The following is a 13,730-nucleotide window of genomic DNA, read 5'->3' as shown; positions in this document are numbered from 1 at the left end:
AATCCGTTTCATTAAAATGGAAGCTTGAAACCTGATGGGAGTGGTAGCCCTGCCGTTATACTTTTGGTTCTTTCTTCTATTGCGATTTCGATTTTTGTTCTTGCTTCATTATAAGCTGCCATAGTGAGATCTTCAAGAATTTCAGCTTCTTCAGGTTTGAGTAATGAAGGATCAATTTGAATTGCTGTTATAATATTTTTGCCATTTAAAGTGATATTGACGAGACCACCCCCTGCAGTACCCACAGCTTGTAGATTAGCTATTTCCTCCTGAATCTTCTGCATTTTTTCTTGCATTTCTTTGGCTTTTTTCATCATGCTCATCATTTCACGCATAGGAATAGGTATCCTTATTCATCATTGATATCATTTTTATTTTTAAAAATATCAGCATTTTTAAAGGTATTGGAGAGTAAATCAAGATCATTTTCTTCTTTATTGAGTCGAATATCGACAATTTTTGCTTCTGGGAAATGATTGAGGATTTTCGCGATATCAGGATCTGTTTCTGCATTGGAAAAAAGAGTCTTTTGAATCGCTATACTTTCCTCCTGTAAGGTTGGGCCACCTCCTTCATTAACAAAAGTTATTGTCCAGCGTTTTTCAGTCCATTGAGATATCTTTTTTTCTATATCATGAGCAAGAAATTGTGGGGTATTTTCAGAAAGTCTCAAGGTAATATGCCCAGCTTCAAAAGAAACAGGATGAACAAATTCTTTAACAAGGAGTTTGAAAGGAACATCATCATGCTGTTCGGCTAATTTAATAATATCGTGCAAAGAATTAATCACGAGAGTTTTAGGTTCAGTAATCTCTTCTGTTGTTTGCGTGACAGAATGCGATAAATTTGCAATCTTTCCAGAAAGATCAGTAGATTGAGAAGTTTCTAGAACCTCTGTTACTTCTTGAGCGTTGGTTTTTTCAGAAGTTTGATTTTTAACTAAATTTTCCGGTTGTAAGGAATGATCTAATTGGTTTTTCAAAGATGTTTTTAAATCTGATTGATCGGGTAATGTATTTGAAATGCTCGAGGAAACATGGGTATCGACCATTGTTTCTTTTGGTATATTATTTGCATTTGTAGATTCTTGATGAGAAGAGTTTTTAACCAGTGTGAGAGGTGTTTTTTCTTGCGTAAGCTTTTTTAAAGCTTCATCAAGAGTTGGAAGGTCAGCTGTGTGAGCAAGACGAATTAAAAGCATTTCAGCAGCTTGAAGTGGACGTGCAGTTTGATTAACTTCCTGTAAACCTTTGAGTAACATTTGCCAGTTTCGAGATAAAATAGGAACGGAAAGTTTTTTTGAAAAGTCTACACTTTTTAAACGTTGTTCTTCAGTTAGCGAAAAATCTTCCACTATTTCTGGTGTAAAACGTAAACGTGTGACCAAATGATTAAAATCGGCCAGTTCTGTCAATATAGTAAGAGGATCAGCCCCTGCTTCATATTGACTGCGTAATTCATGTAATGCATTGACAACATCGCCCTTCATAATAAATTCAAAAAGATCAATAATACGTGCTTGATCTGCGAGTCCTAACATTGTACGCACCGCAATAGCATTAACATTGCCATTGCTATGGGCAATCGCTTGATCAAAAATGGATAATGCATCACGTGCAGAGCCTTCTGCAGCGCGAACAATCATAGAGAGTGCTTGATCTTCTACTTCTACCTTTTCATATTTCGCAATTTGGCGCAAATGTGCACACAAAGCTTTTGATTCAATACGTCGCAAATCAAAACGTTGGCAACGTGAAAGGATTGTAATAGGAACTTTGCGAATTTCTGTTGTGGCAAAAATAAATTTTACATGGGATGGTGGTTCTTCAAGAGTTTTCAACAAACCATTAAAAGCTTGTGTTGAGAGCATATGGACTTCATCGATAATATAAACCTTATAGCGTGCAGAAACAGGACGATAGCGTATTTGTTCAATAATTTCACGAATATCGTCAATGCCTGTATGAGAAGCGGCATCCATTTCTATAACATCAATATGGCGTCCTTCGATAATTTGTGTGCAATGTTCACCAAGAGAGTCCAATACGGTTGTTGGTTGGTCAATATCTTTTGTTTTATAATTAAGCGCACGTGCCAAAATACGTGCTGTTGTAGTTTTTCCTATGCCACGAATCCCTGTTAACATCCATGCTTGTGCAATGCGACCTTTTTCAAAGGCGTTGGTGAGAGTACGCACCATAGCTTCCTGACCAATGAGGTCAGAGAAGTTTTGTGGTCGATATTTACGAGCAAGAACACGATAGGCTGTTTCTACCGGTACATTTTCCATGAATGTTTCCAACTTCAAAGTTCTTTATGCATACATTTTGATAATACAAAAGCATAGGTCAATACTGTACTCTCATATAAAAGGATTTTTTCTTAATCAAATTATTTATGGGACAATTTGTTTAAAGACAACCAAATCCCTTTACCGCTGCATACAAACGCTGCTCTGAAGATTTAAAATACTTCGCTAAAAGATAGCATAAAAATAATTTCTTCAGCAAAACAGGAGGCTGGCACGATGACCCGTACCAGAACTCGTTAGGGCTGCTTCTTTCCAGACCTGACCCAGTTGGCGAGTAGTTTCGTCCACCACCAACCTCCCAAAATCCATATTGTCGATTTAGAATGAAAAATCAAGCTCAGAAACAAAAAATATTATAAGAACGATGAAGAATTTTCCTTTGCGTTTAATTTATTAACATATAAACAACAAAGAAGTTGAGGATTTATCAGTTTTCATAACAATAGCTCTTCATATTTTTTCTTTTAACATCTATGAATGTAAATCTTGAGTAGATGTTATCGCTCTTTTTTCTTGAGTGCTGATTTTCTTCATTAAAGACGTTGGGTTCATCACTAGATGGATCAATATATGCGTTCCCATTATTGGAGAAAAGATTTCACATATCTTTTAAGGACTGTACTCTTACAAGAGACGATGCAATTTAAAAGCTATAAAATAATAATGATGGCACAGATTTATGATTTCATAACTGTAAAAATGGTATTTTATATACACGACATTTTATAGCTTTAAATAATTAGATTTTTTGACGATAAGAGAAAAGCAAGATGAATTTTTATAAGAATCTTGAATGAATATGATTAAAATGCAATGAGGAATGCCTCTATAAAACAATTTTTACTTCTCTTCTTAATCTATAAATAATTTGGGTACGATGTACTTTATAGTAATTAAAATGAAGCATTTGCGAAGGTAAAAGTTATATTCTTATTTAAAAATTAGCTCTGATGGTAGAGAGTAAAGAACAATTTAAGTTTAGTCATTTAGTTGTCGCAAAAGTTCTTTAATATCTAATCTTATGAGCAGCTTAAGGTTTTCCATATCAGTACAAAACACCTCTTCAGAGATAAGTTTTAATAGCTCATTATAACCTATTTTGAAAAAAACACCTGAACAAAAGAATAATTTTACTCACATTTAGATGCTATTAGAAATATTATTAATCATAATCTCCTGTGTCACAATTTGTTCCAATAACTTTTTTCTTCGTAATATTTTTAAAAATATAATGTCCTGACGAAGGAAAACTTATATGAAGAGATTTTATATTTTTTAGGGTAAAGATCTTCTTTTCTTTATCATGGGTTATTTTCTTTTCATCATCAACAAAAATTCTCAATTTGTTTAAATCAGAAGGGGCAGAGTACGATAAAGTAAAGGATACTTTCTTCGGCTTAAAGATACTACAAGAGTATTCAGCTCCTTGATGGATTGTATCGGATGGTATGATCACAACACTTTCATCCAGCGCAAAATTCCATTTTTTCTCACCAAAGCCAGCGAATGCAACACTAGAGTAGGCGAGAATATTGGCAGCTAATAATCCTTGCGTGAAGATTTTTTTCATTATCCTCTCCTTTTTTCTAAAGTGGGGTGAAATATAAATCAGTTTTTATAAAGATAAAATTTCAAACTTAACGCTAAAATCAGGGCTAAGTTGCATTTTCTAGTTTTAAACCATGTTTAAAATGATATTAATCTAAGAGATTTGAATGCTCTATTATGTATAATAATTTGAATTATTTTGAGAGCAATTTAGAAGTTTGTTATCTTTATTAGAATAAATTGTCATAGGAAATGACTTTTCTCAAGAACCTCTCTTTAATGTGGAAAGGGAAATAGATGGTACAAGCGTTTTTATTTTTGGTTACTGTTTTTTCTTCTTCAGTGTTTATGAAGGGTGTTGAGTAGAAAAAACGAGCTCTTTCAAGATGCGTTGCATTATGAAATTTTTACGATGCTTTTTGATATCAACAAAAAATGATGGCAGCTTAATTGCTTTTATATATACGATGTTCGATCGTTTTGTGCCGGATAAGTGCCGATAATACGCAATTCTGCAGAAAAGAAAGACAACTCTTCTAAGGCAAGTTTCATCATAGGGTCTTCAGGATGTCCTTCAATATCAACAAAGAATTGTGTTGCATTGAAATTTCCACCAATTTGATAGCTTTCTAATTTTGTCATATTGATACCATTCGTTGCAAATCCTCCCATAGCTTTATAGAGAGCAGCGGGGACATTGCGCACGCGAAAAAGAAGACTGGTGATGATTTTTTCGCCATTTTGAGGTTTAGGGACATGTCGTTTGGAGCGTGAAAGGATGACAAAACGGGTAATATTATGAGGGTTATCTTCAACATCTCTTTCAAGAATATCAAGTCCATAGAGTTCTGCTGCGATTAAAGGTGCTAGAGCAGCCTGTGAACGTTTAGCATTTTTTTTAATAAATTTTGCAGCTCCAGCGGTGTCGGCAGAAACAACAGGTTTCCAACCGTTGTTTCGTATAATTTTTCGGCATTGTGCAAGAGCATGCGTATGGCTGTGGACGGTTTTAATTTCGTCATGTGTAACGCCGGGCAAAACCATGAGTTGAAAATGGATAGGTAAAAAATATTCATCAATAATATAAAGAGATGATTGAGGTAAAAGATGATGAATGTCTGCAACGCGTCCCGCAAGAGTATTTTCAATAGGGATCATAGCAAGATCAGCTTTCCCGCTTTCCACTAAATTAAGGGCGTCTTCAAAGGTAGCAGAGGGAATAGTATCCATATGGGGGAACATATTGGAGCAAGCAATATGGGAATTAGCGCCGTATTCTCCTTGGAAAGAAATTTTATTGGTTTTTTTAAATATTTTCATGCTAAAATCTCACAAACTCTATCGAGATCATGTTGTGTGTCCACACCTAAGGGAATTGTATCGATTATTTCCACATCGATACGCAGATTGTGTTCTAATGCGCGTAATTGTTCAAGTTTTTCACGTTGCTCAAGTGGTGAGGGTTTGAATGATACAAATTTCTCAAGTGCTTCGCGCCTATAGGCATATATTCCAATATGGTGATAAAGAGGACCATCTCCATAGGGTGCTGTGGCGCGTGTAAAATAAAGAGCACGAAGGCGATTTTGAGAAAGCGGTGTACCAATGATTTTGACAACATTGGGATCTCTAGTTTCATTTTCTTCAATGATTTGAGCACCCAAGGTTGCAATATCAGTAAGGCTATTTTCTAAAGGGCATAGCGCACGAATGATTTCCTGAGGCATTATTGTTGGGAGGTCACCTTGTATATTTAAAATGGCGTTGTAGCGTTGTGCAGGATCAATGCGCATTAAAGCTTCATAAATACGATCAGATCCAGACTTATGATCACCTCGTGTTATGATATATTCATGCCCATAATCTGCAACAGCTTTAGCAATATCATGATGATCTGTTGCAACGATTGTACGTCCTATTGCGGCTTTTTTGGCTTGTTCTGCGACATGAACAATCATCGGCTTTCCACCAATTTCAGCGAGAGCTTTTTGAGGAAGACGGGTTGAGCCTATACGGGCAGGAATAAGAATAATTGGTTCAAGAGCCATTGTAAGATTCCCAATGTCATCTGTGATGCATTTATGATGTTGTGTGTTATAAAGAAAAAGCTTAAACTAAAAATGGTAATGAAACCGTGAACATTTGAGTTTTTATGAATCGCCCGAGATTTATTTATTTTATTTGTGCTTGTTTATGTGTGCTGGTCATTATTGTGGGGATTTCCACACTTAGCAATATAATTTACGATCATCCTACATCAGTCCAATATCATCATACAGTTGCCAAGAATGATATATTTCAAGAAAAACAAAAAACACCTGATGTTTCTCTATCACTAAATAGCCGCCTTCAACAAGGTGATTTTGAAAATGGCCGTAAAATTTTTCGCCAATGTGCCATATGCCATACTTCTGGACGCAATGAAGCAGGGCGTGTTGGTCCAGTTCTTTGGGGGATTGTTGATCGCCCTTTAGCATCAGCAGCAGGTTTTGCATATTCACGGGCATTGCGCGCGCATTCTGACCAAAAATGGGATTTTATCACTTTGGATCGTTATCTACATTCTCCACGTGAAGCTTTTCCTGGGACCATTATGTCTTTTCGTGGAATTAAAAATGACCAAGATCGTGCCGATCTTTTGCTTTATTTACGCAGTTTGTCCGATCATCCTGTTCCTTTACCAACGGATAATAATAAAGCGAACGAGCCAAACTCACTTATACCATAGATGTTAATTTTAGAAAGAAGTCTGATTTTTTTGTAATTTTAGTTTCACGGTTTTATAAAAAGAGCTCTTATTGATGTTTTGTTAGGGGGGGAACGCCCCTCACGTAAAACAGAACACATTTAACGTTGCATGTTTACTCGCTTATTTTAAAGAGATCTTTTATAAAAATGCACTCTTTACGCTGTCATCTGCGGATTGGTTTTCAAGATTTGTGGGCTTCACTTTTTCTACATATACTTGTCTGTAAAATTATAGCTGAAGGATTATCAATTCATGAGCCGCATCTTCTGCTTCTGAATGTAATAATTATGTAATTAAAGCTCTCCATGAAGTTTATCTTAATCCTTCTATACACATCAATCCCCATGTATTTTTTTATGAACAGAGACAATTGATTGTTCTTATACGTGCAATGATCCTAAGCTGCATTTTATGATGCTTGATGAATAGACGTTTTCTCTTAAGGTTAGAGGTGTAGGTACAGATCATTGACCTTTTATAGTATCGGTCGCTAAAATATGACTTAGATTATTTATAGGTTGTTGTCTGTATAAGACATTGATTTATAATTATAATTTAGCGTTATTTACATTGAATTAGAACCCCGAATAACGTAGAATTCTCTCATTTCAAATCTGTGTATCTTGAATCAATCAAAATCACTTGCTTGCACGTCACAAGCGGGGCTAGCGTGTGGGTAAAAACTATAAAAGAAAGGAGTAAAAATGATTCTGATGAATCGGCTTAATGCAAGATCTGTCGCAACATTGGGGGCTGGCAAATATAATGATGGTGCCGGTTTGCTTCTTCATAAGCGTAAAGATGGAGGTGCTCAATGGCTGTATCGTTATACCATTCACGGTCGGCGCCGCGAAATGAGCTTGGGTGCCTTAAGACATGTCTCTTTAAAACAAACCTGTGAATTGGAAAACCCATGGCAGTCTGAAGTAAGCACTGCCATGTGAAACAATTTTTATGTGTGAATAGTAAAATAGCTGAATAGAATTCCGCTGATTGTATTTTTATCTACGCCGAAAATTTTTTACACAAGAACACTGATGGCCGCTACATTTGCATGAGTCTCTGTCCATTTATAGACGATGACATGAAATTATGTCGATAATCCATTATAGAGAATTATTTTTTCACAAAAGGTTTTCCATATTTGTGATAAATCTAATAGTTTCCATGGGTTACAGTGTTTCGATGATTTGCGATAAAATACTAGTATTTCAATATATGTTGCGAGAGTGCTAAAAATTAGTGGAAGAGGGGACATCATCATGATTCTCCAAGCTTCTTAATAACTATGGCATTTTCTTTATAATTTGAGCGTTTATAGGTAATAACATTAAATTGCGCTAATAATCCATTATAGAGAAGAATCTTTCCTACTAATGGCTCTCCGATGTTTGTGATCATTTTAATAACTTCCATTGCTTGTAGGGTCCCAATAACGCCAGGTAAAACACCGATGATTCCAGTTTCAGCGCATGTTGGGATAGTCCCGTGAGCTGGAGGGGTGGGAAATAAATCGCGATAGTGAGGATTATTGTCTTTATACGGCATAAGGACGGTTAATGAGCCATTAAAACGTTCTACAGCACCACTTATTAAAGGTTTTTTGCATTGGGCAGCGTGATCAGCAAGAAGATAGCGTGTCGTAAAATTATCACTTCCATCAACAATGATGTGGTAAGCATTGAGCAGTTTATCCACATTACTTTTATCTAAGCGTAGGGTGTGTTTTTCAACTACAACATGGGGATTTATTGCTTTTATAGTGGTTTCAGCACTGTCTGTTTTGCTTTTGTTTATTGCATTTGTTTTATGAATAACTTGGCGTTGTAAATTGGAAAGTGAAACGATGTCGTTATCGACAATTCCAAGGGTTCCAACACCTGCAGCAGCCAAATAGGTTAAGACAGAAGCACCAAGACCACCGGCGCCCACAACAAGAACGCGTGCTTTTTTTAGCTTTTGTTGTCCTGCGCCACCAATTTCAGGCAAAATGATATGGCGTGCATAGCGTTCGATTTCTTTGTTGTTTAATTTTATATCTGTTTCTTGTGTCATAAATTTTCTCTTGTCATAGTTTTTTTATTGTTTACTAAGTTTATGGTGCATAGACCAGTCTGCTTTTAGGATAGGGAGGATTTATTGATGAAAATTGCCATTCAGATGGATCATATTTCAACAGTTCGGATTCAAGGAGATACGACATTTGCACTCGCTTTAGCAGCACAAGAACGTGGACACTCTCTCTTCCATTATACACCAGATCGTTTATCTCTGTGTAATGGTTGTGTGATTGCACGACTAGAGCCATTGATTGTACATGATAAAGAGGGAAGCCACTATCAATTAGAAAAGCCTGTTCGCACTGAATTAACAGATATGGATGTGGTTCTTTTACGCCAAGATCCACCTTTTGATCTCAATTATATCACAACAACTCATTTGTTAGAACGTATTCATCCTAAAACACTCGTTGTGAATGATCCGGCATGGGTACGCAACAGTCCAGAAAAAATTTTTGTTACTGAATTTTCCGATCTGATGCCAGAAACATTAATTACCAAAGATATTGAAGAAATAACAGCTTTTAGAGAGACATTTGGCGATATTATTGTTAAACCACTTTATGGAAATGGGGGCGCTGGTATTTTTTATTTAAAACAAGATGATCGCAATTTAGCATCATTGTTGGAAATGTTTGCAGAAATTTATCACGAACCGTTTATTGTTCAGCGCTATTTAGAGGCAGTACGAAAAGGAGATAAAAGGATTATTTTGCTTGATGGTACACCTGTTGGAGCTATTAATCGAATTCCGACAGAAACAGATGTTCGTTCTAATATGCATGTTGGAGGTCGCGCGGAAAATGTTGAGTTAACAAAACGTGATTATGAGATTTGTGAACGCATTGGTCCAGCTTTAAAGGAACGCGGTCTTCTTTTTGTGGGGATTGATGTGATTGGAGATTATATAACAGAAATTAATGTGACGTCTCCTACAGGAATTCGTGAAATTAAACGCTTCTGCGGTACAGATGTTGCTCATTTGTTTTGGGATGTTATTGAGTTCAAGCGTTCAAATGAATTTATTTGACAGAGGACAAAAACATGGTTTTAAAAAATGATCCATATTGTTTTTTTATATTTGTTATGTTGCAAATGTGAACTAGAATGACCGTATGATATAAATTAAGAGGCTTTATCCTCAATTTTTAGGGAGCTTATAGATGAATAGAGTGTTATCAATTGGAGTGGGATTGTTTTTTGCGCTACTGCTGTCAGCAAATGGAGGCAATGCGCGCGATCAAATACAGATTACTGGTTCATCTACAGTTTTACCTTATCAAAAGATTGTTGCTGAAACATTTGGAGAAATTTATCCTCATTTTAAGGTTCCTGTTATCGAATCTGGTGGAACAGGAGCTGGTATTAAGGAATTCTGCCGTGGTATTGGGGAGAACACTGTTGATATTGTTAATGCTTCGCGAGCAATGAAACCGAGTGAATTACAGTCTTGTTTTGATGCTGGTGTAAAAGATGTTGAGGAAATACGTATTGGGTATGATGGCATTGTTTTTGCAACTGATATTAAGGGACCTGATTGGAAATTACAGCCAGTAGATGTTTATAAGGCCCTTGCGGCTCGAATTATTATAGACGGAAAGTTGCAGCCCAATAATGTTTCGAGATGGAATGCAGTTAATGGTGCTCTTCCTGACTGGACGATAGCAGCGTATATTCCTGGAGAGAAGCATGGAACGCGTGAAGTTTTTGAAGAAAAATTACTTGCTGTAGGCTGTAAAGAGAGTGGAGCGGTTGAGACGATGAAGTCTTTAGGGATGGATGATAAGGAAATATACGCTGCTTGTATTGCAGTACGTAAGGATGGAAAAGCGGTTGATATTGATGGTGATTATTCTGAAACATTTGCGCGTCTAACTTCTAATAAAACAGGGGTTGGTATTTTTGGTTTGTCTTTTTATCAAAATAATGCCGATAGGCTAAAGGTTGCCGATATTAACGGTTTTGCGCCAACAGTTGAGACGATTTCTAGTGGACAATATCCAGTTTCTCGTCCGCTTTTTTTCTATATTAAGAAAGCACATTTAGGTATTATTTCAGGTTTGCGAGAGTATGTTGATTTTTTTCTTTCTGATCAAATGATTGGTCCAGAGGGTCCTTTGGCTGAATATGGTTTGATTGTTTCTCCTGAAAAGGAACGTCAAGCACAGCGTTCTAATTTTTCTGCTGGTCGAGTAATGACATTGAAATAATTGGCTGGGAATAATTTGTTTGATTTTCAAAGTAAGAGTTTTTGGTGCTATTTTTTATAAGAACTGAAAGATAAAATGCGCATTTCCTTCATTGTTTTACTGTTATTGACTCTTGGATTTTGTGGCTTTTGTATTTCTTATATGCGAGCACGCTTTCTTGAAGATAGACAACATAAAATGCATTCTCGTGCGTATTATTATGGCTGGTGGACATTTTTGATTACTGTTATTCCAGCTTTTATTTTTTTAATTGTTTGGGATGCGGGGAGTACAATTTATTTAGAATATAATGCCTCTCGAGAGCTTGAGGCGTATAGTGCGCATGTAACAGAGCCTGTAAATCACGATCTACTTTGGGAGACACTTCGAAGTCTCGTCAAAAAGATTCATCGCTTTGAGGGGAATCTTTCTAGCGCTTCCTATAAGGAAGTGCAGGCACAATTACTCGCGAAGGGATTGATTTTACCTGATGAAGCATCGGATGATGTGTTCAAAATAGCACAGTCGTGGGTATTTTCTTCTGAAAAGCTTCAGTTTATTGGTCATGGTTTTCTTTTTGCTATTGTGTTCTTTGGTTTTATCTGTGGAATGATGCAAATTGCTCCTCATCAGCGTGCGCGTAATAAGGTTGAATCTTTGATTATTATTGGCTTGGCTTGTGCTTCTATCGTTGCTATCTTGACGACAATAGCCATTGCACTTTCTATGTTTTTTCAGACAATAAGCTTTTTTCAGTCTGTATCCTTTTCGAATTTCTTTTTAGGAACGGTTTGGGATCCACGTTTTTCTGCGAGCGATTCAAGCAATGAAGTGGGACAATTTGGTTTAATACCGCTTCTTGCTGGTACGCTTTATATTGCATTTGTTGCCATGCTTTTTGCTGTACCTATAGGATTATTTTCAGCTCTTTATATGGCCGAGTATGCTTCTTCGCGATTGCGAGCAATTGTGAAGCCATTGTTAGAAGTTCTTGCTGGTATTCCAACGATTGTTTATGGTTTTTTTGCTTTGAAGGTTGTAGGACCATTTTTACGTGATCTCTCTGCTTCTCTCTCAGACGGGGTTAGTTTTATTATGGCGCAAAGTGTTTTGACTGCTGGAGTTGTGATGGGAATTATGTTAATTCCTTTTGTTTCCTCTTTGTCAGATGATGTTATAACAGCTGTTCCACGCATTTTACGTGAAGGTTCTTATGGTTTAGGAGCAACACAGTCTGAAACGATTAAGAAAGTCGTTATACCTGCAGCGCTTCCAGGGATTATGGGAGCAATTTTGTTGACGGCATCGCGTGCAATTGGAGAAACAATGATTGTGGTTTTAGCGGCAGGTGTTGCTGCAAACTTAACGCTCAATCCTTTTGAAGCAATGACCACGATGACTGTTAAGATTGTTAATCAATTAACCGGTGATTTTGAGTTTAACTCTCCACAAACTCTGGTGGCTTTTGCCTTGGGAATGACACTCTTTGTTATGACACTTTTGATGAATATTCTAGCTCTTTATATTGTGCGTAAATATCGGGAACAATATGAATGAATGAAAAAATTCTTTTTCCTCATCGCAATATTAGCCTCAAGCGTAGGCATTGGGCTGAACGTCGTTTTCGTGCCTATGGTTTAATTGCCATTTTTATTGGTTTGTTTTTTTTATTTGCACTTTTATGCTCTATTATTAGCCAAGGTTATACAGCTTTTTTTCAAAGTCAAATGACATTATCAATTTATTTGGATGAAAAGATCATTGATCCAGGTGGTCAACGTAAAACAAATCCACAGGTTCTCATAACGGCGAATTATCCGATTCTTGTACGCAATGCTTTAGCAAAGAAACTTGATATCGATCAAAATGATCGAGCTTCTCTGCGGGATGTTAATCGTATGTTTTCAAATGGCGTCCGTGTTCAACTTCGTGAAATGGTGACAAAGAATCCAAAACTGGTTGGCACAATACAAAAAATCAAAGTTTTGGCAGCTGCGGATATCGATTCTGCTTATAAGGGGCAGATTGATCTTCATGTAGCAGAAAAAAATCGTAAAGTTTCTAACCGACAAGTAGAATGGATAAAGCGTTTAGCGCATGATGGTACGCTTTATAAAACATTTAATGTTGGTTTTTTTACATTTGGCGCTTCAAGTCGTCCTGAAACTGCGGGCTTAGGTGTTGCGATCATTGGTTCTCTTTATATGATAGGCATCGTTTTATTGGTTTCACTCCCGATAGGTATAGCGACGGCTCTTTATTTGGAAGAATATGCACGCAAAAATAAATTTACAGATTTTATTGAAGTTAATATCAATAACCTTGCTGCTATTCCTTCGATTGTATTTGGTCTTTTAGGACTCGCGGTTTTTGTTAATTTTTGGGGGTTACCACGTTCAGCTTCTTTGGTTGGTGGGCTTGTTTTAGCGCTCATGACACTCCCCACGATCATTATTGCGACACGTTCTGCTTTGCGTGCTGTTCCTCTCTCTATTCGTGCCGCAGCGTTAGGGTTGGGGGCATCAAAAACACAAATGATTTTTCATCATGTTGTTCCTTTAGCAGCACCTGGTATTTTGACAGGCACAATTATTGGAGTAGCTCAGGCTTTGGGTGAAACTGCGCCTTTGCTTTTGATTGGAATGGTTGCTTTTGTTGTTAATATTCCTACGACCCCCATGGATCCAGCAACAGCTTTGCCTGTTCAAATTTTTATGTGGGCGGGTGAAGCAGAGCGCGCTTTTGTTGAAAAGACGTCGGGGGCTATTATTGTATTAATGATTTTTTTGGCGATCATGAATATTTCTGCGGTTTTTTTACGTCGACGATTTGAACGCCGCCAGTAATTTTAATAAAATAACAACTTCGATAAG

Annotated in this window: 11 protein-coding genes, 1 other RNA gene and 1 pseudogene; 6 read left to right on the top strand and 7 right to left on the bottom strand. The window is 36.8% G+C overall.

What is annotated here, in order from left to right; genetic code table 11:
• Positions 1 to 11 precede the first annotated feature (11 nt).
• From ACFIKI_RS04965 to ACFIKI_RS04940, 6 genes are all read right to left on the bottom strand, one after another.
• A complete protein-coding gene (locus ACFIKI_RS04965; RefSeq protein ID WP_375666032.1) occupies positions 12 to 335 on the bottom strand; it encodes a YbaB/EbfC family nucleoid-associated protein in 324 nt (107 codons plus the stop codon).
• A 14-nt stretch (positions 336 to 349) separates the two neighbouring features.
• Positions 350 to 2,290 (bottom strand): DNA polymerase III subunit gamma/tau, encoded by a 1,941-nt coding sequence (locus ACFIKI_RS04960; RefSeq protein WP_375645980.1) that lies wholly within the window; start codon positions 2,288 to 2,290, stop codon positions 350 to 352.
• A gap of 221 nt (positions 2,291 to 2,511) precedes the next feature.
• An RNA gene (gene ffs / locus ACFIKI_RS04955) (signal recognition particle sRNA small type) lies at positions 2,512 to 2,610 on the bottom strand.
• An 863-nt stretch (positions 2,611 to 3,473) separates the two neighbouring features.
• A complete protein-coding gene (locus ACFIKI_RS04950) occupies positions 3,474 to 3,881 on the bottom strand; it encodes a hypothetical protein (protein ID WP_375666029.1) in 408 nt (135 codons plus the stop codon).
• A gap of 434 nt (positions 3,882 to 4,315) precedes the next feature.
• Positions 4,316 to 5,179, bottom strand: coding sequence for a prephenate dehydratase (locus tag ACFIKI_RS04945; RefSeq protein ID WP_375623064.1), 864 nt, complete (start codon positions 5,177 to 5,179; stop codon positions 4,316 to 4,318).
• Positions 5,176 to 5,907, bottom strand: a complete 732-nt coding sequence (locus ACFIKI_RS04940; RefSeq protein WP_375623066.1) for a 3-deoxy-manno-octulosonate cytidylyltransferase — start codon at positions 5,905 to 5,907, stop codon at positions 5,176 to 5,178. The genes ACFIKI_RS04945 and ACFIKI_RS04940 overlap by 4 nt, the downstream gene beginning before the upstream one ends.
• A gap of 104 nt (positions 5,908 to 6,011) precedes the next feature.
• Here ACFIKI_RS04940 and ACFIKI_RS04935 point away from each other — a divergent pair, with 104 nt between their 5' ends.
• Both ACFIKI_RS04935 and ACFIKI_RS04930 read left to right on the top strand, forming a co-directional pair.
• A complete protein-coding gene (locus ACFIKI_RS04935; protein WP_375666027.1) occupies positions 6,012 to 6,587 on the top strand; it encodes a c-type cytochrome in 576 nt (191 codons plus the stop codon).
• Positions 6,588 to 7,312: 725 nt separating this feature from the next.
• Positions 7,313 to 7,531, top strand: a pseudogene (locus ACFIKI_RS04930) (Arm DNA-binding domain-containing protein); the annotation flags it as partial.
• 337 nt (positions 7,532 to 7,868) lie between these two features.
• On the opposite strand, the gene ACFIKI_RS04925 reads toward ACFIKI_RS04930, so the two are convergent.
• Positions 7,869 to 8,663: a molybdopterin-synthase adenylyltransferase MoeB gene (locus ACFIKI_RS04925; RefSeq protein ID WP_375623070.1), complete on the bottom strand. Its 795-nt coding sequence runs from the start codon at positions 8,661 to 8,663 to the stop codon at positions 7,869 to 7,871.
• Positions 8,664 to 8,750: 87 nt separating this feature from the next.
• Here ACFIKI_RS04925 and gshB point away from each other — a divergent pair, with 87 nt between their 5' ends.
• From gshB to pstA, 4 genes are all read left to right on the top strand, one after another.
• The gene (gene gshB, locus ACFIKI_RS04920; protein ID WP_375623072.1) at positions 8,751 to 9,698 is read left to right on the top strand and encodes a glutathione synthase; all 948 of its coding nucleotides are present in this window, start codon (positions 8,751 to 8,753) and stop codon (positions 9,696 to 9,698) included.
• A gap of 133 nt (positions 9,699 to 9,831) precedes the next feature.
• Positions 9,832 to 10,878 (top strand): PstS family phosphate ABC transporter substrate-binding protein, encoded by a 1,047-nt coding sequence (locus ACFIKI_RS04915; protein ID WP_375666025.1) that lies wholly within the window; start codon positions 9,832 to 9,834, stop codon positions 10,876 to 10,878.
• A 75-nt stretch (positions 10,879 to 10,953) separates the two neighbouring features.
• Positions 10,954 to 12,414, top strand: coding sequence for a phosphate ABC transporter permease subunit PstC (gene pstC / locus ACFIKI_RS04910; RefSeq protein WP_375666023.1), 1,461 nt, complete (start codon positions 10,954 to 10,956; stop codon positions 12,412 to 12,414).
• Entirely contained in the window at positions 12,411 to 13,703 is a 1,293-nt protein-coding gene (pstA, locus tag ACFIKI_RS04905; protein ID WP_375666020.1) for a phosphate ABC transporter permease PstA, read from the top strand. The genes pstC and pstA overlap by 4 nt, the downstream gene beginning before the upstream one ends.
• Positions 13,704 to 13,730: the final 27 nt, after the last annotated feature.

This window comes from Bartonella sp. TT121SHDZB, from assembly GCF_042193415.1.
In the GTDB taxonomy this organism is placed as follows: domain Bacteria; phylum Pseudomonadota; class Alphaproteobacteria; order Rhizobiales; family Rhizobiaceae; genus Bartonella.
Note: the sequence above shows the minus strand (reverse complement) of the source record. Positions and strands in the feature narration are given on the sequence as shown.

Bases quoted from the DNA above. Each gene is read 5' to 3' on its own strand.
- ACFIKI_RS04915 (WP_375666025.1), top strand. From the start codon at position 9,832: ATGAATAGAGTGTTATCAATTGGAGTGGGATTGTTTTTTGCGCTACTG.
- ACFIKI_RS04965 (WP_375666032.1), bottom strand. From the start codon at position 335: ATGCGTGAAATGATGAGCATGATGAAAAAAGCCAAAGAAATGCAAGAA.
- pstA (WP_375666020.1), top strand. From the start codon at position 12,411: ATGAATGAAAAAATTCTTTTTCCTCATCGCAATATTAGCCTCAAGCGT.
- ACFIKI_RS04940 (WP_375623066.1), bottom strand. From the start codon at position 5,907: ATGGCTCTTGAACCAATTATTCTTATTCCTGCCCGTATAGGCTCAACC.
- ACFIKI_RS04960 (WP_375645980.1), bottom strand. From the start codon at position 2,290: ATGGAAAATGTACCGGTAGAAACAGCCTATCGTGTTCTTGCTCGTAAA.
- ACFIKI_RS04935 (WP_375666027.1), top strand. From the start codon at position 6,012: ATGAATCGCCCGAGATTTATTTATTTTATTTGTGCTTGTTTATGTGTG.
- ACFIKI_RS04925 (WP_375623070.1), bottom strand. From the start codon at position 8,663: ATGACACAAGAAACAGATATAAAATTAAACAACAAAGAAATCGAACGC.
- ACFIKI_RS04950 (WP_375666029.1), bottom strand. From the start codon at position 3,881: ATGAAAAAAATCTTCACGCAAGGATTATTAGCTGCCAATATTCTCGCC.
- ACFIKI_RS04945 (WP_375623064.1), bottom strand. From the start codon at position 5,179: ATGAAAATATTTAAAAAAACCAATAAAATTTCTTTCCAAGGAGAATAC.
- gshB (WP_375623072.1), top strand. From the start codon at position 8,751: ATGAAAATTGCCATTCAGATGGATCATATTTCAACAGTTCGGATTCAA.
- pstC (WP_375666023.1), top strand. From the start codon at position 10,954: ATGCGCATTTCCTTCATTGTTTTACTGTTATTGACTCTTGGATTTTGT.